Here is a 20,195-nt window from a genome sequence, read left to right on the forward strand (position 1 = left end):
AGGCGCGATCATGGTCGAGCGCACCCTCACGGTCCAGGTCTCGCGCATCGCGCGCCAGACGCCGGAGATCCTGTCCTTCGAGCTGAAGCATCCGATGGGCCGCCTGCTGCCGGGCTACCGGGCCGGCGCGCACATCGACGTGCACATGCCGGGCGGCTTCACCCGGCAGTACTCGCTGGCGCGCGACGCCGGCGCGGAGGACGGTGCCTCGTCGTACCTGATCGGCGTCAAGCGCGAGCCCGCGAGCCGCGGCGGCTCGCATTCGATGCACCTGCGCGTGCGCGAAGGCGACCTGCTGCCGGTCAGCACGCCGCGCAACACCTTCCCGATCCGCGAGGAGGCGAAGCACCACATCCTGCTCGCCGGCGGCATCGGCATGACGCCGCTGCTCGCGATGGCGCAGGCGCTGGCGCGCGCGGGGGCGGATTTCCAGCTCTATCTGTTCGTGCGCAGCGAGGAGCACCTCGCCTTCGCCGACGCACTGCGCGATCCTGCCATCGCATCGCGCCTGCGCGTGCACTTCGACGATGGCGATGCGTCGCGCAAGATCAACCTGCGCCAGTTGCTGGCTGCGCGCAAGCCCGGCATGCACCTGTACGTCTGCGGGCCCGCAGGCTTCATGCAGGCGGTGCGGCACGCGGCCGCGCACTGGCCCGACGACGTGGTGCACACCGAGTACTTCGCCGCGCCGGCCGATGCGGCCGGGGGCACCGGCAAGCCGTTCGTGCTGCAGTTGCGGCGCCGCGGCATCACGGTGCCGGTGGCCGGCGACCAGACGGCGGTCGATGCGCTGCATGCCTTCGGTATCGATGTGCCCGTCTCCTGCGAGCAGGGCCTGTGCGGCACCTGCGTGGTCGATGCGGACGGCGACGGCGCCGAACATCGCGACTTTTGCCTCACCCGCGGCGAACGCGCGAAGAAAGTGGCGCTTTGTTGTTCGCGCGCAAAGGGCGACGCGCTCGCGATCGATCTCTGATCCCCTTCGGTGACCACTCTGGCACCATGCATTTCCGATGAGCACCGCACGAAGCAGCGCCCCGCTGAAATCCATCGAAGACGGCCCCGAGACGCCGGCCACGCGCGGCCGCGCGCGCAAGTACACGCAGGTGCTCGCGGTGATCTACCAGGCGGCGGTGGAGGTGTTCGCGAACGACGGGCTGGCCGGCGCGTCCACGCAGGCGATCGCCGACAAGGCGGGGCTGTCGAAGGCGCAGTTGCACTACTACATCGAGAGCAAGGAAGCGCTCTACCGCCAGATCCTGCAGGACATCATCAACGACTGGATCGGCGTCTTCGGCTTCAGCGACGAAGCCTTCGGGCCGCGCAAGGTGCTCTCCGACCTGGTCCACCGCAAGATGATGTTCTCGTTCGAGCATCCCCTGCGTTCGCGCATCTTCACCGCCGAGATGATGCGCGGCGCGCCGGTGCTCAGGGAGATGATGGGCACGAGCAAGCAGCGCACCGAGCAGGCGGTGGCGGTGATCCAGAACTGGATCAACCAGGGGCTGATGGGGCCGGTCGACCCGATGCTGTTTCTCTTCCACCTGTGGGCGGTGACGCAGTTCTATGCGGACCACGCGACGCAGGTGGCGTACTTCCGGAACACCGCCGAGGCCGACGACAAGGATCGGCGCTACCTCATCGAGCAGGTAACGGATTTCCTCCTCAAGGGCGCCTCGGTGCGCTGAAGCTCGGTGCTTCAGTGCTGGGGCAGGTACATCGTCGCCTCGACCTCGACGAGCACCTCGTCACCCGGCAGGAAGCGCGACACCTCGACCACCGTGCTCACCGGCGGCTCGCCCGGATAGAACAGGCCGCGCACGCGGTTGTACGGCGCGTAGTTCGGCAGATGCGTGAAGTACTGCACCAGCTTCACCACGTCGTCCATCGTGCCGCCATGCTCGGCGGCGATCTGGCGGATGCGCTCGAGCACGAACCAGCTCTGCGCGACGATCGGCGCCTCGAAGATGTCGACCGACATCTGACCGGTGGCGTAGCCCAGCGGTCGCAGCGCTTCGCGCGCCGCTTCCGGAATGTCGTCGTAGCTCGCGACCGCGCGGCGCGTGACCGGGTCGACCGCGACCACGCCGCTCGTGAAGACGAAGTCCCCCACGCGCTTGGCGGCCGCGTAGTTGGCCATCGGTTTGCCCATGCTCATTCAGTGTTCTCCACGATGCGGCCCGCGCGGATGACGGTGCGGCGTCGCCCGCGCGGGTCCAGAAGTTCATATTCGTCGGCGGCGGCCAGCAGCACGAGGTCCGCCGGGCAGCCGGGTGCGATCCGGCCGTCCCAGGCAAGGCGCAGCGCCTTCGCCGGGCTGACCGTGATCGCATCGAGCCAATCGGACGCGGGCGCGAGATGCGCCATCTGCACGCCGAGCCCGAAGGTCTCGACCAGGTCGTAGCTGCCGTAGGGATAGAAGGCGTCCTGCACGTTGTCGGTCGCGAGGCTGGCGCGCACGCCCAGCGATGCGGCCTCGCGGATGCGGGTGATGCCGCGCTGCAGCGGCGTGCGGTCCCACGCACCCTGGAGGTAAAGGTTGGTGGTCGGCAGCGCGACCAGATGGATGCCGGCCTGCGCGCACAACGCCAGCGTGTCGTGCGCCGCCGCATCGTCCTGGACCGAGAGCGAGCAGGCATGCCCACAGGTCACGCGCCCGATGAGGCCGCGTGCGATCGCGAGCTGCGCGATGGTGCGCAGCCCGGTCGCTTGCACATCGAGCCCTTCATCGACGTGGAAGTCGAGCGCGAGCCCATGCTCCTGCGCGAGATCGAACACGCGCCCGAGCTTGTGGACGATGCCTTCGTTGCGATAGACGAACGCACCAAGCACGCCGTCCGCCCGTTTCACGGTGCGCGCAATGCGCGCGCCGGCCTCGGTGTCGGCGAACAGATCGAGCGGCGTGAGCGCCACGAACTGAAGCTCGACGCGGCCGCGCCATGCTTCGCGCAGTTCCTCGAACACCGCGAGCGATGTGGGCGCGCTCGCCTCGCCCCAGTCGAGATGCGTGCGCAGCGCGCGCGTGCCCGAACGCCATGCATCGCCGAGCGCGCGCGCCATCCGGATGCGCAGCGCGTCGGCGGTCCAGCCGGCGCGGTGCGCGGCCATGCGCCCGATGGCCGCGAAGAGATCGCCTTGTGCCGCACCGACGTCGCGCACGGTGTAGTTCTTGTCGATGTGCGCGTGCGCATCGACCAGGCCGCTGAGGATTGTTCCGCGCGCGGCCTGCGTCGAGGGTTCGATCGACGTGACCACGCCACGATCGATCGCCACATCGAACACGTCGGCGTCCCCCGCCGAGAAGGCTCGCAGTCGCGGAGGAATGCGTACCGCTTCGAGCCTCATTGGGCAACCGCCGCGCGCGGCAGCGCGCGCAGCCAGCCGAGCCCGTCGCTCGTGCCGTTGGCCACCGCGCCGCGCCGGGGCCTGTACTCGCAGCCCACCCAGCCCTGCCAGCCGCATTGCGCCGACACCTCGTCGATGACGTCGAACAGGTAGGGGTAGTTCATCTCCCCGACATCGGGTTCGTGCCGCTCGGGCACGCCGGCGATCTGGAAATGGCCGACGCGGCCGGTGGGCAGGTACTTGCGGATCTTCATCGCCACGTCGCCCTCGACGATCTGGCAGTGATAGAGGTCCATCTGCACCTGCACGTTGAGCGCGCCGATAGCATCGATGATCTCGTGCGCATGATCCTGCCGGTTGAGGAAGAAGCGCGGGATGTCGCGGGTGTTGATCGGCTCCACGAGCACGTCGCGACCGGCCTTGGCCGCCTCGACCGCGGCCCAGCGCAGGTTGTCGAGATAGGTGGGCTGCACGGTTTCGCGCTCCACGCCCTCGGGCACGAGCCCCGCCATGACGTGGATGCGCGGGCACGAGAGCGCGACCGCATAGTCGATGGCCTTCAGGAGCCCTTCGCGGAATTCGGTCTCGCGCCCCGGCACGCACGCCAGCCCGCGATCGCCGCGGTCCCAATCGCCGGGCGGGCCGTTGAAAAGCACCTGCTGCAGACCGTTCGCCGACAGCCGCGCGGCGAGTTCGCGCTGATCGTAGGCATAGGGGAAGAGATATTCGACGGCCTTGAAGCCATCCCGGGCGGCGGCTTCGAAGCGGTCGAGAAAGTCCAGCTCCGGATAGAGCATCGAAAGATTGGCGGCGAATCGGGGCATCAACAACTCCAGGAAATTTCTATCGGCACTCCCAACCCAGGGATGCCACGGAACCGGCTCCGCCGGGCCGTTGGCATCGCCCCCGGAGAGGGGGTGCCCGAGCCACACGAAGTGGGCGAGGCTGGGGGTGACATCACCACCTTGCACCGAAGTTGCGGCGCAGGTCGTTGACCTGGTCTGCGTCCAAAGCTGCCGGTGCGCCTTGCGGCAGGAATCGGTTCATGAACCACAGTTTCGCGGTTTCCTCCAGCTCCTCGAGCACCGCCATCGCGGCGGCCGGCGTGTCGTGCCACACATTGGGCCCAAGCCGTTCGAGCACCACCGCGCGGATCGGCGTGCCTTGCGTGCCGTAGCGCTCGATGATCTGGGCGACCAGCGCCGCCGCCTCCGGCGCGCCCGGCCGGTGATACGGCACGACCGGCACATGGCCGACCTTCATCACGAAATAGGGCGTGAGCGGCGGCAGCAGTTCTTCATCGGGCGCATCGAGCGTGAGCGCCACGCAGTGCGTGCTGTGGGTATGGATCACGCAGCGCGTGCCGGGGTCGAAGTTTCTCGCGGCACCGTAGATGCGGGCGTGCAGCGCGATGGTCTTGCTGGCAAGGTCGCCGTGGATCTGCCGCAGGTTCGCGTCGAGCCGCGCGAGCCGCGCCGGATCGAGATGGCCGAGGCAGGCATCGGTGGGCGTGATGAGGAATCCGTCATCGAGCCGCACGCTGATGTTGCCGGCCGTCGCGTGCACGTAGCCGCGCTCGAAAAGACTGCGGCCGACACGGCAGATTTCCTCCCGGAGATGGGCATCACTCATTCGAGAAACGTAAAAGCTTTGGAGAAGAAATCATCGGCGCCGAAGTTACCGGACTTCAACGCAATATGCAGGCCAGCGCCACCGGCCGCGTCGCTGCGCGCGTGGCACCAGGGCACGCCGGGATCGATCTGCGCGCCGATCTGCAATTGCGCGATGCCCAGCACCTGCACGCACGCGCCGGAGGTCTCGCCGCCGGCGACCACGAGCTGGCGCACGCCGCGCTCGACCAGTCCGCGCGCGATCGCGGCGATGGTGCGCTCCACCATCGCTCCGGCTTCCTCGACGCCGAGGCGGCCCTGTACCGATTTCACCGCGGATGCATCGGCGGTCGAATAGACGAGCACCGGTCCGCGCTCAAGCAGCGGCGCGGCCCATTCCAGCGCCTTCGACACCACATCGATGCCGGCGGCGATCTGCAGCGGATCGATTGCGAGCGCGGGCCGCCCTGCGGCGACGAAGTCCGCCACCTGCCGGTTGGTCGCGAGCGAGCAGCTTCCGGACACCACCGCGCGAAGTCCACCCGCCTTCGGCAACGCGCTCGCAGCGGACGAAGGCACGATGCCGAAGTTCGCCGGCAGGCCGATCGCCACGCCCGAACCGGCCGTGATCAGCGGCATGTCTGCCAACGCCGGGCCGAGCCGCATCAAGTCGTCGTTGGAAACCGCATCGACGATCGCGACGCCCACGCCTTCGGCGCGCAGCTGCGCGATGCGCTCACGGATCGCCTCGGCACCACGCGCGACCGTCGCGTAGTCGACGAGCCCCACCTTGCGCCGCGTCTGCGCCTGCATCACGCGCACGAGGTTCGCATCGGTCATCGGCGTGAGCGGATGGTTCTGCATGCCGCTCTCGCTCAACAGCACGTCGCCCACGAAGAGATGGCCCTTGAACACCGTGCGCTTGTTGTCCGGGAAGGCGGGCGTGGCGATGGTGAAGTCGCAGCCCAGCGCATCCATCAGCGCCTCGGTGACCGGGCCGATGTTGCCCCTGGGCGTGCTGTCGAAGGTCGAGCAATACTTGAAGTAGATCTGCCGCGCGCCCTGCGCCTGCAGCCAGCGCAGCGCATGAAGCGACTGCGCGATGGCCTCCTCCGGCGCGATGGTCCGCGACTTGAGCGCGACCACCACCGCATCCACGTCGGCATCCAGCGCCGCCGCAGGCACGCCGATGGTCTGCACGGCACGCATGCCCGCGCGCACCAGGTTGTTCGCGAGATCGGTCGCGCCCGTGAAGTCATCGGCGATGCAGCCGAGCAGAACACTCATTTGCTGGCCTTCGATGGCGGCAGTTCGATGCCGGGGAAGATCTTGATCACCGCGCTGTCATCCTCCTTCGCGTGGCCGGAGGTCGATGCCTGCATGAACATCTGGTGCGCGGTGGATGCGAGCGGCAGCGGGAACTTGCTTGCACGCGCGGTGTCGAGCACCAGCCCGAGGTCCTTCACGAAGATGTCCACCGCCGACAGCGGCGTGTAGTCGCCCGCCAGCACATGGGCCATGCGGTTCTCGAACATCCAGCTGTTGCCCGCGCTGTGGGTGATGACCTCGTAGAGCGCCTCGGCCGATACGCCTTCGCGCAGCCCGAGCGCCATGGCTTCGGCAGCGGCGGCGATGTGCACGCCGGCGAGGAGCTGGTTGATGATCTTCACCTTGCTGCCCGCACCGGCGCGGTCGCCGAGCCGGTACACCTTGCCGGCCATGCCGTCGAGCACGTCGCCGGCCTTCGCGTAGGCCTCCGGCTTCGCGGAGCTCATGACGGTCATCTGCCCGCTCGCGGCCTTGGCCGCGCCACCGGAGATCGGCGCATCGATGTAGTGAATGCCGAGTGCGCCCAGCCGCTCCTCGAGCAGTACCGACCAGTTCGGGTCCACCGTCGAGCACATGATGAACACGCTGCCCGGCTTCATCGCCGCGGCGGCGCCGTGCTCGCCGAAAAGCACCGCCTCGGTCTGCTGCGCATTCACCACGACCGAGACGACGACATCGCACGCGCCCGCCACCTGCGCCGGCGTGCCCCACGCCACGCCGCCATGCTCTGCGAACTGCAGTGCGGCGCCGGGCCGCACATCGCACACATGCATCTCGAAGCCGCGCCCGCGCAGCGTCGCTGCGATGCCGGCGCCCATGGCGCCCAGGCCGATGAGTCCTGCCTTCTTCATGGAGATTCCCGTGGAAGTCGAATGGAGGCCGGCAGCATGAAAACGCCACGCGGCACGAACCCTCGATCTTAGGAATCCACGCCCGCGCCGTACAGCCGGACTAACCCCCTTTTCGCTCAGCGCGAGACCACCGCGTGGCGCGCCGCACGCACGATGCTCTGTGCATCGACGCCGAAGAAGTTGCGCAGCGCCGCGCGCGTATCGCTGCGGCCGAAGCCATCGGTGCCGAGCGTGAGATAGCGACGGCCCTGCGGCATGAAGGCGCGGATGCTTTCGGGCACCGCACGCACATAGTCGGTCGCCGCGATCACCGGGCCCGTGCCATCCGCGAGCTGCTCCGTGATGAAGGGCGTGCCCGCGTCGGGATCGCCGGCCAGCGCGCGTTCTTCGCACGCCTGGCCGTCGCGGGCGAGCTCGCTCCAGCTCGTGACGCTGAACACCTCGGCCTCGATGCCTTCGGCGGCCAGCAGTCCGGCTGCCTTGACGACTTCGGTGAGGATCGCGCCGGAGCCGAGCAGCGTCACCTTCGCCTTCTCGCCGCCGCTGACGCGATAGCAGCCGCGCAGCACCTGCGGCGCCGCGTCCGCCGGAAGATCCGGCTGCGCGTAGTTCTCGTTCATCAGCGTGACGTAATAGAACACGTCCTTCTGCTCGACCATCATGTCGCGGATACCCGCGTCGATGATCACCGCCATCTCGCCTGCGAATGCCGGGTCGTAGGCCTTGCAGTTCGGGATGGTCGCGGCGATGAGGTGGCTCGATCCGTCCTGGTGCTGCAGACCCTCGCCGCCCAGCGTCGTTCGGCCCGAGGTCGCGCCGAGCAGGAAGCCGCGCGGCCGCTGGTCGGCCGCCGCCCAGATCTGGTCGCCCACGCGCTGGAAGCCGAACATCGAGTAGTAGATGTAGAACGGCAGCATCGCGAGCCCGTGCACGCTGTAGCTGGTCGCAGCCGCCGTCCAGCTCGCGATCGCGCCGGCCTCGCTGATGCCTTCTTCCAGGATCTGCCCGTCGGTCGCCTCGCGGTACGACAGCACCGAGCCGATGTCCTCCGGCGCATACCGCTGGCCGACGCTCGAATAGATGCCGACCTGCTTGAAGAGGTTGGCCATGCCGAAGGTGCGCGCCTCGTCCGCGACGATGGGCACCACGCGCGGACCGAGCGCCTTGTCCTTCATGAGATTGCCCAGCATGCGCACGAAGGCCATGGTGGTGCTCATCTCCTTGCCGGCCGCAGCGACCGCGAACTGCGCGTAGGCCGAGATGTCCGGCTTGGCCACGACCTCGCACGCGGTCTCGCGGCGCGGCATGCTGCCGCCGAGTGCGGCGCGATGGCCGAGCAGGTAGTGCATCTCGGGGCTGTCGTCGGCAGGCCGGTAGAACGCCGCCGTGGTCGCCTGTTCGTCGGACAGCGGCAGGTTGAAGCGGTTGCGGAACTCGATGAGGTCCGTGTCGTCGAGCTTCTTCTGCGAGTGCGTGGTCATCTTGCCCTGCCCCGCGCTGCCCATGCCGTAGCCCTTCTTGGTGTGGGCGAGGATCACGGTCGGCTGGCCGCGATGAGCGGCCGCTGCGGCATACGCGGCGTGGATCTTCACGAGGTCGTGGCCGCCACGCTTCAAGCGGTCGATCTGCTCGTCGGTCAGTCCTTCGACCAGCCGCGCGAGTTCCGGGTCCTGCCCGAAGAAGGTCTCGCGGTTGTAGCGCCCGTCCTTCGCGGCAAAGGTCTGCATCTGCCCGTCGACCGTGTTCGCGAAGGCCCGCGTCAGCGCGCCGTTCACGTCGCGCGCGAAGAGCCCGTCCCAGTCGCTGCCCCACACCAGCTTGATGACGTTCCAGCCGGCGCCGGCGAAGAGCTTCTCGAGCTCGTCGATGATCCGCCCGTTGCCGCGCACCGGTCCGTCGAGCCGCTGCAGATTGCAGTTGACGACCCACACGAGGTTGTCGAGCTTCTCGCGCGCCGCGAGCGTGAGCGCGCTCATCGATTCAGGCTCGTCCATCTCGCCGTCGCCGAACACGCCCCAGACCTTGCGGCCTTCGCAGTTCAGCAGGCCGCGGTGCGTGAGGTAGCGCATGAAGCGCGCGTGATAGATCGAGCTGATCGGCCCGATGCCCATCGAGCCGGTCGGGAACTGCCAGAAGTCCGGCATCAGGTACGGATGCGGATAGCTGGAGAGGCCCCGTGCGCCCTGGCCGGAGGCGAAGGCCGGCGCGGTGAGCTCCTGGCGGTAGTGCATGAGGTCTTCTTCACCGAGCCGCCCTTCGAGGAAGGCGCGCGCATACACGCCGGGCGCGCTGTGCGGCTGGAAGAAGACGAGGTCGCCGCGATGCGTCGGCGTGCGCGCATGGAAGAAATGATTGAAGCCGGTCTCGAACAGATCCGCGGCACTCGCGTAGCTCGCGATGTGGCCGCCGAGTTCGCCGTACGCCTGGTTGGCACGCACCACCATCGCGAGCGCGTTCCAGCGCATCAGCGATGCGAGCCGCTCCTCGATGGCGAGATCGCCGGGGAAGGGCGGCTGGGCTTCCACCGCGATGGTGTTGACGTAGGGCGTCGAGAGTTCCGGCTGCCAGCCGATGCGCTGCGCGCGCGCCATGCGCGCGAGTTCGTCGAGCATCCAGCGTGCGCGCGCCGGCCCTTGCGTTTCCGCGAGCGCGACGAAGGCCTCGCGCCATTCGGCGGTTTCTACAGGGTCCGCGTCATGCAGGGCGGTGTCGAGCAATGCGCGGAACTGGTCGGGCGGGATCGGGGCGTTCATGACTGAACTCTAGGCCGCAGCCAATGGAATGGGATGCTGTTTTCTACACCGCCTCAGGGACATATGCGGCATAAACTGCTGTAAATCATCTATTTTTCAGCATTCAATGGAACTGGACGCGATCGATCTGCGCATTGTTGATGAGCTGCAGCGCGACGGCTCGCTCTCCAACGTCGAGCTGGCGCGCCGCGTCCACCTCTCGCCATCGCCGTGCCTCGCGCGGGTAAAGGCGCTGGAGAACCAAGGCGTCATCCAGCGCTATGTGGCGCTCGCCAGCGCGAGCGCACTCGGCCTCGGGCTCAACGTGTTCATCTCGATCAGCCTCAAGACGCAGAGCAAGCAGTCGCTCGCGGATTTCGAGCAGCGGATTGCCGAGCATGACGAAGTCATGGAGTGCTACCTCATGACCGGCGACAGCGACTACCTGATCCGCGTCGCCGTCGCCGATATCGCTGCGCTGGAGAAATTCATCCTCGAGCAGCTCACGCCGATCAGCGGGATCGAGAAGATCCGCTCGAGCTTTGCGCTCAAGCAGGTGCGTTACAAGACGGCGCTGCCGTTGCCGCAATAGGCACGGCCCGTCATCCCAGCGCCCTCAGTTCCCGCAGCGCGACGGACAGCATCGCGGCGTCGGGCGCGGGGACCGCACGCAGTTCGCCCATCAGCTGTGCCGCGCGCTCGAGCGCCCGGCCGTTCGTGGCGTGCCACGCCTCGACCAGCGCCGTCGGCGACTCGATCTCGCCGCCCCCGCCCAGCACCGCGCCGGTGATCGAACGCTGCAAGCTCGACAGGTCGTCGAGCATCGCGCCTTTCGCGAGCATCTGCCAATGCTGGTCGCCGGGCAATGCCGCGATGCGGTCGCGCAGCCACGGCATGCCGAGGCGGTTCGCGAGATCGAAGTAGATGGCCGCCACCAGGGCCACCGGCCATCGGGCACTGCCGGCAATTTCGGCGATGTCGAGCGTGGCGTACAACGAGTCGAAGGTGACGACGCGCTGCGCCAGTTCGCGTGGCACGCCGGCCGCCAGGTAGTGCGAGACCGCGGCGTCGACGCGGGCGCGCTCGTCGGCGTCCAGCAGTTCGGCCAGCCGTGCCGACAGCGCCTCGACATTCGGCGTGAAGTGCTCGATGGTCGATTCCATGTCCTCGTTCAGGCGCCGCGAGCGCAGGAACCACTTGGTGCCCCGCTCCAGTTGCCGGCTGGTGCCGATCAGCAGGCTCGACTGCACGGCGTCGTCGACGCGGTTGTCCAGCGCCTCGATGGACAGCCACAGCGGCACCATGCCGAAGATCTCGCGGCTCAACAGGTAGGCACGCACGACCTCGAACGCGCGAGCGCCGGTGGTCTCGACCAGGCGATGCACGAAGGTGCTGCCGACGCGGTTGACGGCGCTGTTGGTGACGTGGGTTGCGATGATCTCGCGCCGCAGTGGATGCCTTCGCATGTACGCCGCGAACTTCTCGCCGAGCAGCTTCGGGAAGTAGCGCTCCAGCGCCGTCGCCACCCAGGGATCGTCGGGCAGCGGCGACGCCAGCAGTTCGTCGTAGAGCCAGATCTTGCTGTAGGCCAGCACCACCGCACGCTCGGGACTGGCGAGGCCCTGGCCCTGCGCGCGGCGCTCGGCCAGTTCCTCGTCGGACGGCAGGTACTCGATCGCGCGGTCCAGGCGCCCGGACTTCTCCAGGTACTGCATGAAGCGGGTCTGCGCATCGAGCAGCTGCGGCGCGATGCGCCCGGTGACCGACAGCACCTGGGTCTGGAAGATGTTGTCGCGCAGCACCAGGGCGGCCACGTCGTCGGTCATCTCCGGCAGGAGCGCATTGCGCTGCTTCTCGGTGAGCTCGCCTTCGGCGATCGGCAGGCCGACCAGGATCTTGATGTTGACCTCGTGGTCCGACGTGTCCACGCCTGCCGAGTTGTCGATCGCGTCGGTGTTGATCCGCCCCCCGGCCCGGGCGAACTCGATCCGGCCCAGCTGCGTGCAGCCGAGGTTGCCGCCTTCGGCGAAGACCTTGCAGCGCAGCTCCCGGCCATCCACGCGCAAGGCGTCGTTGGCGCGGTCGCCCACCTGCGCATGGCTCTCGCTCTTGGCCTTCACGTAGGTGCCGATGCCGCCGTTGTAGATCAGGTCGACCGGCGCCTTGAGAATGGCGTTCACCAGTTCGGTCGGCGCGAGCGCGTCTGCGGAGATGCCCAGCACCTGCTTCGCCTGCGGCGTGATCGGGATCGACTTGGCGCTGCGCGCGTGGATCCCGCCGCCCTCGGAGATCAGCGATGCGTCGTAGTCGGCCCACGATGAACGCGGCAGCCTGAACAGGCGATCGCGCTCGGCAAAGCTCTTCGCCACGTCGGGATCGGGGTCGAGAAAGACGTGTCGATGGTCGAAGGCCGCCACGAGGCGGATGTGGGGAGAAAGCAGCATGCCGTTGCCGAACACGTCACCCGACATGTCCCCGATGCCGGCGACGGTGAAGTCGGTCGTCTGCGTGTCGATGCCCATCTCGCGGAAATGACGTTTCACCGATTCCCAGGCGCCGCGCGCCGTGATGCCCATGGCCTTGTGGTCGTAGCCCACCGAACCGCCGGAGGCAAAGGCGTCGCCGAGCCAGAAGCCGTATTCCTTGCTGATGCCGTTGGCGTAGTCGCTGAAGGTGGCAGTGCCCTTGTCGGCGGCGACCACGAGGTAGGGATCGTCGTCGTCGTGGCGCCTGACCTGCGGCGGCGGCACGATGGTGTCCCCAACCCGGTTGTCGGTGATGTCGAGCAGGCCGCGCAGGTAGTCCTGGTAGCAGGCCACGCCTTCGCGCAGGTAGGCGTCGCGGTCGCTCGCCGCAGGCGCGCGCTTGAGCACGAAGCCGCCCTTGGACCCCACCGGGACGATCACGGTGTTCTTGACCATCTGCGCCTTCACGAGGCCCAGCACCTCGGTGCGGAAGTCTTCCGGCCGATCCGACCAGCGCAGTCCACCGCGCGCGACGCGGCCCCCGCGCAGATGCACGCCCTCGAAGCGCGTCGCGTACACGAAGATCTCGAACATCGGCTTGGGCGCCGGCAGGTCGGGCACCTTCGATGAATCGAACTTGAAGGACAGGAAGCCGCGCGGCCGCCCGCCCGCGTCGCGGCGCCAGTAGTTGGTGCGCGTGGTGGCCAGGATCAGCGCGAGGTACTTCCGCAGCACGCGGTCTTCCGACAGGTTGGCCACGTCCTCCAGCGCGGCTTCGATCTCGCGCACCTTCTCGCCGGCCAGCCTGTCGGCGCCGGCGACCGGCGCCGGATCGAAGCGCAGCTTGAACAGCTCGACCAGCGCGCGCGCAATGGGCGCGTTGGCCACCAGCGTGCTCTCCATGAATGGCTGCGACAGCGCGAAGCCGATCTGCCGCATGTACTTCGCGTAGGCGCGCAGCACGACGATCTCATTCGCGGGCAGGCGCGCCGCGAGCACCAGGCGGTTGAAGTCGTCGTTCTCGACCTCGCCGCCGAGCACGGCGGCGAACGCGTCCTCGAAGACCGGCCGCAGCGCGTCGACCTCGATCTCGGCATCGCCCAGCGCGCTGCGCAGGCCGAAGTCATGGACCCAGATCGGCGATGCACCCTGCGGGGCGATCCGGTACGGATGTTCGTCCAGGACCCGCATCCCCAGGTGTTCGAGCATCGGCAGGCTGGTCGACAGGATGAGCGGTTCGCCGCGCCGCAGCACCTTGAAGCGCAGCGTGCCCGCCGCCGCTTCGAGCGGCCGGTAGAGGTTCATGCCAAGCGGTCGCGCGTCGCTCAGCCGCTCCATCAGCTCGATGTCGTGCACGGCGGCCCGCGCCGCGAACTCGTCGCGGTAGCCGGCCGGAAAGGCGCTGCCGAGCTGGCGCAGCAGCTCGTTGCCGCGCGCTTCGCCGGTCGCCTCGATCAGCGCCGACTTCAGGTCGTCGTCCCAGCGGCGGGCGGCCGCGACCAGGCGCTGTTCGACCTCGTGCACGTCGAAGGGCGGGATCTGGCCGGGCCGGGTGTGCACGGTGATCTGGATCAGGGCCAGGACCGATTCCGACACGTGCACGTTGAACTCGGAACTCGTGCCGTTGAACGCCTGCATCAGGATCGCCTGCCATTTCTGGCGCAGCTCGGTCGTGTAGTTCTCGCGCGGCGCGTAGATCATGCACGCCACGAAGCGCTCGAAGGGATCGCGCCGCACGAAGAGGCGAAAGCGTTGCCGCTCGCCCAGGTGGAGGATGCCCATGGACGTGGACAGCAGCGCGTCCGTGCCGGTCTGGAACAGCTCGTCGCGCGGATAGGTCTCGAGGATGTTGACCAGGGCCTTGCCCGAGTGGCTGCCTCTCGCGAGACCCGCGCGCTCGATCACGTCGGCCACCTTGCGCCGCAGCAGCGGGATCTCGGCCGGGTTGGCGCTGTACGCGGTGGAGGTGAAGAGCCCGAGGAAACGGTCCTCGCCGCACACCTGGCCTTCGGCATCGAAGCGCTTGACGGCGATGTAGTCCAGGTAGCCGGGCCGGTGCACGGTGGAACGCGAGGTCGACTTGGTGACCACCAGCAATTCGGGCCGGCGTGCGTAGGCGCGCACCTCCGGCGGCAGCGCCGCGTAGGCGGCGGCCGGATCCTTGATCACCTCGCGCAGGATGCCCAGGCTCGAATCCGGCACGACCTTGAGCGCGTCCTCGCCATCCACCTTCACCAGCTCGTGGCTGCGGTGGCCGAGGAAAGTGAAATGGTCTTCGGACAGCCAACGCAGGAACGCCTGGCCCTCGGCCAGCTCCTGTGGCGGGATCGGCGGCGCGCGCTCGTCGAGGCCCTGGACGATGGCCAGCACCCGCTCCTTCATCGCCTTCCAGTCGGCCACGGCCAGCCGCACGTCGCCGAGCACGCGCGCCAGGTCGGCGGCCAATGCCTCGAGCTGGCCCGGCTCGGCCACACGATCCACCTCGACGTGGATGAACGACTCGCGGCGCGCCTCGGACGAAGGCGCTTCCGTCGACAGGCCCTGCAGCACGCCGTCACTGCCGCGGATCACCGCCACCAGCGGATGGATGATCAGGTGCAGGGTCAGCCCGTGGCGGTTGACTTCCATCGTCACCGTATCGACGAGGAAGGGCATGTCGTCGTTGACGATCTCGACGATGGTGTGTGTCGACTGCCAGCCGTGCTCCGCGATCGTCGGATTGAACACGCGCAGCCGGGCGAGTCCCGGCTCGCGCTTGCGCGCGAAGCTCCAATGGGACAGCGCGGCTCCGTACAGGTCGGCCACCTGGCGATCGGCCAGGTCTTCAGGGTCCACCTGACCGAAGTACCGACGCGCGAAGCCGGCGAGCAGGTCCGCCTGGTCCGTGGCGACCCGGGTGCGAATCAGGTCGACGACCTCTTCAAGACGTTCGCCTGCGCGTGCTGTGCCCAGTGCATCGGTTTCCATGCTCGCCCCCAATTTGCCGCGTTGTCGGACCACTGTGGAAGCGACCGACTTGAAAAGCAAGGGCATTCCCACCTGCACGCGAAGGTGGCGACGAAGCGCCCCGTGGCTCGGGCGGTGGTCCGCAACCGGCACGGGGTGCAACAAAAGTTTCATATTGCATCGTTATGGTCAGACTCCCGTCAGTCAACCCATCACGATGAAACATCTGCCCACGCCTGCGTCGCCCATTGAATCGATCGATCCGGACGACCTCGACAACAACACCAGTTCGAACGCCAGCCTTCACGAAGTCATCGCCGCGCGCATGCATCGCCGGCACCTGCTGCGCGGCGGCGTCGGTGCGCTGACCGCAGCGACGCTCGGCCCGCTCGCGCTGTCCGCCTGCGGCGGCGGTGGAAACAACGGATTCATTCCGCCGGCGGCGGCAGCGCCTTCTCCGGCGCCCGCGCCGGCACCAGCCCCGGCACCCGCAGCCGCCGATCCCAAGCTTGGCTTCAACGCCGTCGCCAAGGACCTTGCCGACCGGGTCACGGTGCCGGCCGGCTACACCGCCACGGTGATCTACGCCACCGGCGACTCGATCGACCCGGCCGTGACCGACTACAGGAACGACGGCACCGACGACAACTTCGGCCGCCGCAGTGGCGACCACCACGACGGCATGCACTACTTCGGCCTCGACGCCATCGGCAAGCCGACCCTCACGTCCAACGACCGCGCGCTGATGGCGATCAACCACGAGGCGATCAACGGCACGGTGGTCTTCATGCATGCGAGCGGCCAGACCAACTCCAGTTCCAGCGCCGGCCCGCGCCCCGAAGCCGAAGCGCTCAAGGAAGTCGAGGCGCACGGCGCATCGGTGGTCGAGATCGCCAAGTCGGGCGGCAAGTTCGCGGTGGTCAAGAACTCGGCGTTCAACCGCCGCATCACGCCGCGCACGCCGATGGCCTTCGGCGGTCCGGCGCGCGGCTCGGCGCTGCTGAAGACCGCCTATTCGCCGGCCGGCACCGATACGCGCGGCATGATCGGCAACTGCGCCTCGGGCTACACGCCCTGGGGCACGTACCTCACCTGCGAGGAGAACTTCGCAGGCTTCTTCCGTCGCGGCTCGGCCGATGACGCGGCCCGCACCGCGAAGGAACTGCTTGCCTTCAAGCGCATCGGCCTTTCGCAAGGCGCAGGCGGCGGCCAGCGCTGGGCCACCGTCGTGCCGGCCGACGGCACGAGCACCGAGTACGCGCGCTGGGACACGAGCAAGCTCGGCGCCTCGACCGACGGCACCGACGATTTCCGCAACACCGTCAACACCTTCGGCTGGGTCGTGGAGATCGACCCCTACGACCCGAATTCGAAGCCGGTGAAGCACACCGGCCTCGGCCGCTTCGCGCACGAAGGCGCATGGCCGAGCAACCCGGTGGTCGGCAAGCCGCTGGCTTTCTACATGGGCGACGATTCGCGCAGCGAATACGTCTACAAGTACGTCTCCAAGGCCGTCTGGGCCGCTGCCGACGCGAACCCCGCAGACCGCCTCGCAACCGGTGCGAAGTACCTCGACGACGGCACGCTCTATGCCGCGAAGTTCAACGCCGACGGCACCGGCACCTGGCTCAAGCTGGACCTGAGCAATCCCGCGATTTCGGGCAACAGCACCTACGCCTTCGCAGACCTCGCCGACGTGCTGGTCAATGCCCGCCTCGCCGCCGATGCGGCCGGCGCGACCAAGTGCGACCGCCCCGAGTGGACCGCCGTGAATCCGAAGAACGGCGAGATCTACATCACCATGACCGAGAACCCCGACCGCGGATCGGTGGGCACCACCAGCAGCAACAACCTGCCCAACCCCGACGTGGACCCGGCCTTCCCGCGCTACTGGCTCGACAACAAGGGCGTCTCCACGCAGAACGCGTCGGCCACCACGCTCAAGGGCAATGTGAACGGGCAGGTGATGCGCATCCGCGAGACCGACAGCGACGCGTCGGCCACCACCTTCAACTGGGACATCTACCTCTTCGGCAGCCAGGCCAAGGCCGACGCCGGACTCGACGACGTCAACTACCAGAAGAACGTGAACCTGTCGGGCCTCTCGGACTTCAACGACCTCTCCAAGCCCGACGGCTGCTGGTTCTCGCGCGCGAGCGGCATCCTGTGGATCCAGACCGACGACAACGCCTACACCGATGTCAGCAACTGCATGCTGCTGGCGGCCGTTCCGGGCCAGTACGGCGACGGCGGCAAGATCGACGTGGTGAACCAGGCCAACGGCAAGCCCGGCTCGGCAGGCACCGGACCGGTCACGGTGACCACCTATGCGGGCAAGAAGATGAACGACACCATCTTCAAGCGCTTCCTGACCGCCCCACTGGGCGCGGAGGTCACCGGCCTCGCGGAGTCGCCCGATGGCAAGGCGCTGTTCATCAACATCCAGCACCCGGGTGAAAACACGGCCGCGGCCAACATCGCGGATCCGAGCAAGTTCGAAAGCCACTGGCCCGGCAACGGCGCCGGCGTGGCCGCCTACGGACCAGGTGGAACCACCGCACGGCCGCGTTCGGCGACGGTGATGATCACCAAGGACGACGGCGGCGTGATCGGACTCTGAAGCCGCCAGGGGCCGGCGAAGCCAGGCCCGTTGGTGAAACACCGCGGATCCGGCTTCGCCGGTCCGCCGGTGTTGCCCCCGGAAGGGGGTGCCCGAGCGACACGAAGTGCGCGAGGCTGGGGGCGAACTTCATTTAGGCCAGAGGGCCCAGAGGCGCAAGGGTTGGTTCATGCGGGCAGCCACACGGCCCGCCTCGGCGCCGGTACCCGCGAAATAGTCGGCCCGCACTGCGCCGACGATCGCACTGCCGGTGTCCTGCGCGACCACCAGCTTCGCCAGCGAAAGCGCCGGCCCCGGCGATGCGAGCCAGACGGGCGTGCCATAGGGAATGCTGTCGCGGTCGACCGCGATCGAGCGCCCCGGCGTCAGCGGCACGCCCTGCGCGCCGACCGGCCCGGAAGCCGCATCGACTTCGCTCAAGGCTTCCTCCCTGAAGAACACGTACCGCGGATTGCTCCACAGCAGCGGCTGCAGGCGCTGCGGGTTCTGCGCCACCCACTGCTTGGTGTCGTCGGGCCATGCGCTGATCTTCGTCACGCCCTGGCTGATGAGCCATTGCTGCACGCTGCGATAGGGCTGCTCGTTGGTCGCCGCGAAGGCCACGCGAACCACGTGCTGCAGGCCATCCGGCTCGGTCATGCGCAAGCGCCCGGAGCCCTGGATATGCAGCATGAGGACGTCGATCGGATCGGCGAGCCACGCGATCTCGCGGCCGCGCAGCGCGGCCTGGGCCTGCGGCAGCGTGTCGATCTCCTGCCGCGTGTACCACGGCCGCTTCGGCACCAGCCCCGCCGGCGCCTGGTAGAGCGGATAGATGTTCGTCGCGGTCGGGCGGCGCGTCGCCTCGAACACCGGCTCGTAGTAGCTGGTGAGCTTGCCGTCGGTCGGGCCGGTGTACGCCTCGACGCGATAGGGCTGCAGGCGCTGCATCATCCATTCGCGCTGCTCGTCGTTCTCGGCCAGCGACAGTTGCCGGACTTCGCGGCACAAGGGCGCGAAGGCCGCGTTGGGCCGTGCGCAGTTGGTGATCATCGCGATCCAGCCTTCATGCAGCGCGTCATCGTTGAAGCCCGGAAGCTCCGACCATGCGACAGGCACCCAGCGGCTCTTGGGATGCGCGAGCGAACCGGTGAGCGGACCGAGATCGCGCGGCGGCGTGGTGACCGGCGGCGTCTGCGAAGTCCATTCGGGCTGCCGGGTGCCGGTGGAACAGGCGGCGAGCGTTGCTACGATCGCGAGCCCAACCAGCCACTGGAGTCCATTTTTCATGGGTCTGATTTTGCTTGAAGCCCTTGCCGCTGGAATCGTGTTCATCCTCATCATCTGGTGGACCATGTTCTCGGGCCGCAAGCGCGGCGAGCTGCGCGATGACGAGCCAGCGGCAGGCGGCGCGCCCGCGCGCGACGAGCCGCCGGGGCGCGACTGACACTGTCGTTCGATGCCGCGTGGATGTGTCGGCGCACATCCCGCGCGCTACGTTTTCAATAGCGAAACTGTCAATTCTGGCGCAGCCCGTGGGGCATCGATGCGCGCCGCGTGTTACATGCCGAAACCGCGGCAACGGCTCGAAGCCCCTTTGCGCTCCGGATAATCGATCGGCCTTTTTCCATCATCCAAAGGAAGGACTCCAATGAAAAAAATCGTACTTGCCACCTGCGCCGCGGTGTACCTGCTCGCGGGCTGCGCGGACATGAGCGAATCGCAGAAGAGCACGGCCACGACCACCGGCATCGGCGCCGGTATCGGCGCGCTGGCGGGCGCGGCGATCGGCTCCGCCACGGGTCACAGTGCAGGCACCGGTGCGGCGATCGGCGCGCTGGCGGGCGCGGGGGGCGGCTACCTGTGGTCGCAGCGCATGGAGAACCAGAAGCGCCAGATGGAAGCCGCCACGCGCGGCACCGGTGTCGCAGTGACGCAGACGCAGAACAACGAGCTCAAGCTCGCGATTCCGAGCGACATCTCCTTCGATGTCGGCCGCTCGGTGATCAAGCCGAACTTCTCGCCGATCCTCGACCAGTTCGCGCAGGGCCTGCGCAACAACCCGAACGCCGAAGTCCGGATCATCGGGCACACCGACAGCACCGGCACCGATGCCATCAACGATCCGCTGTCGATCCAGCGCGCGGCCGCCACGCGCGACTACCTCGTCTCGCGCGGCGTGTCGCCCACGGCCTTCAAGATCGACGGCCGCGGCTCGCGCGAACCGGTGGCCGACAACAGCACGCCCGCAGGCCGTGCACAAAACCGCCGCGTGGAAATCTACGTCGGCGAAAGGCAAGCAGGACAGGGCTGACCCC

Annotated in this window: 15 protein-coding genes; 6 read left to right on the forward strand and 9 right to left on the reverse strand. The window is 68.0% G+C overall.

The annotated features are described in order from the left end of the window. The first annotated feature begins 10 nt into the window (after positions 1 to 10). Together BLW05_RS20590 and BLW05_RS20595 are read left to right on the forward strand one after the other, a co-directional pair. The gene (locus tag BLW05_RS20590) at positions 11 to 976 is read left to right on the forward strand and encodes a PDR/VanB family oxidoreductase (RefSeq protein WP_371126953.1); all 966 of its coding nucleotides are present in this window, start codon (positions 11 to 13) and stop codon (positions 974 to 976) included. 37 nt (positions 977 to 1,013) lie between these two features. Beyond that, complete coding sequence (locus BLW05_RS20595) at positions 1,014 to 1,688, forward strand: TetR family transcriptional regulator C-terminal domain-containing protein (RefSeq protein WP_093165429.1); 675 nt, start codon at positions 1,014 to 1,016, stop codon at positions 1,686 to 1,688. A gap of 11 nt (positions 1,689 to 1,699) precedes the next feature. On the opposite strand, the gene BLW05_RS20600 is transcribed toward BLW05_RS20595, so the two are convergent. The 7 genes from BLW05_RS20600 to mdeB form a co-directional block, all read right to left on the reverse strand. Beyond that, entirely contained in the window at positions 1,700 to 2,158 is a 459-nt protein-coding gene (locus BLW05_RS20600; RefSeq protein WP_093165430.1) for a RidA family protein, read from the reverse strand. Next, positions 2,155 to 3,345: an amidohydrolase family protein gene (locus BLW05_RS20605; RefSeq protein ID WP_093165431.1), complete on the reverse strand. Its 1,191-nt coding sequence runs from the start codon at positions 3,343 to 3,345 to the stop codon at positions 2,155 to 2,157. Before BLW05_RS20605 ends, BLW05_RS20600 begins: the two co-directional genes overlap by 4 nt. Next, positions 3,342 to 4,169, reverse strand: a complete 828-nt coding sequence (otnI, locus tag BLW05_RS20610) for a 2-oxo-tetronate isomerase (protein WP_093165432.1) — start codon at positions 4,167 to 4,169, stop codon at positions 3,342 to 3,344. The genes BLW05_RS20605 and otnI overlap by 4 nt, the downstream gene beginning before the upstream one ends. A 133-nt stretch (positions 4,170 to 4,302) precedes the next feature. Beyond that, positions 4,303 to 4,977: a class II aldolase/adducin family protein gene (locus BLW05_RS20615; protein WP_093165433.1), complete on the reverse strand. Its 675-nt coding sequence runs from the start codon at positions 4,975 to 4,977 to the stop codon at positions 4,303 to 4,305. Then, complete coding sequence (gene otnK / locus BLW05_RS20620; RefSeq protein ID WP_093165434.1) at positions 4,974 to 6,242, reverse strand: 3-oxo-tetronate kinase; 1,269 nt, start codon at positions 6,240 to 6,242, stop codon at positions 4,974 to 4,976. The genes BLW05_RS20615 and otnK overlap by 4 nt, the downstream gene beginning before the upstream one ends. Next, positions 6,239 to 7,255, reverse strand: a complete 1,017-nt coding sequence (gene ltnD / locus BLW05_RS20625; protein ID WP_371126955.1) for an L-threonate dehydrogenase — start codon at positions 7,253 to 7,255, stop codon at positions 6,239 to 6,241. The genes otnK and ltnD overlap by 4 nt, the downstream gene beginning before the upstream one ends. Then, positions 7,252 to 9,888 carry an alpha-ketoglutarate dehydrogenase gene (gene mdeB / locus BLW05_RS20630; protein WP_093165435.1) on the reverse strand — a complete coding sequence of 879 codons (2,637 nt, stop codon included), beginning with the start codon at positions 9,886 to 9,888 and terminating at the stop codon, positions 7,252 to 7,254. Before mdeB ends, ltnD begins: the two co-directional genes overlap by 4 nt. A 106-nt stretch (positions 9,889 to 9,994) precedes the next feature. On the opposite strand from mdeB, the gene BLW05_RS20635 reads away from it, so the two are divergent. Next, positions 9,995 to 10,459 (forward strand): Lrp/AsnC family transcriptional regulator, encoded by a 465-nt coding sequence (locus tag BLW05_RS20635; protein WP_093165436.1) that lies wholly within the window; start codon positions 9,995 to 9,997, stop codon positions 10,457 to 10,459. Between the two features lie 10 nt (positions 10,460 to 10,469). Here the strand turns inward: BLW05_RS20635 and BLW05_RS20640 are convergent, their stop codons facing one another. Beyond that, entirely contained in the window at positions 10,470 to 15,299 is a 4,830-nt protein-coding gene (locus BLW05_RS20640) for an NAD-glutamate dehydrogenase (protein ID WP_093165437.1), read from the reverse strand. 196 nt (positions 15,300 to 15,495) lie between these two features. On the opposite strand from BLW05_RS20640, the gene BLW05_RS20645 reads away from it, so the two are divergent. Next, the gene (locus BLW05_RS20645; protein WP_093165438.1) at positions 15,496 to 17,898 is read left to right on the forward strand and encodes a PhoX family protein; all 2,403 of its coding nucleotides are present in this window, start codon (positions 15,496 to 15,498) and stop codon (positions 17,896 to 17,898) included. A 129-nt stretch (positions 17,899 to 18,027) separates the two neighbouring features. On the opposite strand, the gene BLW05_RS20650 is transcribed toward BLW05_RS20645, so the two are convergent. After that, positions 18,028 to 19,167, reverse strand: a complete 1,140-nt coding sequence (locus BLW05_RS20650; protein ID WP_093165439.1) for a murein transglycosylase A — start codon at positions 19,165 to 19,167, stop codon at positions 18,028 to 18,030. Between BLW05_RS20650 and BLW05_RS35990 the strand changes: the two genes are divergently transcribed. Next, on the forward strand, positions 19,166 to 19,324 hold the full coding sequence (locus tag BLW05_RS35990; RefSeq protein ID WP_177142748.1) for a hypothetical protein: 159 nt from the start codon (positions 19,166 to 19,168) through the stop codon (positions 19,322 to 19,324). The two genes, BLW05_RS20650 and BLW05_RS35990, sit on opposite strands and share 2 nt — an antisense overlap. A gap of 204 nt (positions 19,325 to 19,528) precedes the next feature. Beyond that, on the forward strand, positions 19,529 to 20,191 hold the full coding sequence (locus tag BLW05_RS20655; protein ID WP_093165440.1) for a YiaD family glycine zipper/OmpA-like lipoprotein: 663 nt from the start codon (positions 19,529 to 19,531) through the stop codon (positions 20,189 to 20,191). The last annotated feature ends 4 nt before the right edge of the window (positions 20,192 to 20,195 follow it).

The organism is Variovorax sp. YR216 (assembly GCF_900107745.1).
Taxonomy (GTDB): domain Bacteria; phylum Pseudomonadota; class Gammaproteobacteria; order Burkholderiales; family Burkholderiaceae_C; genus Variovorax.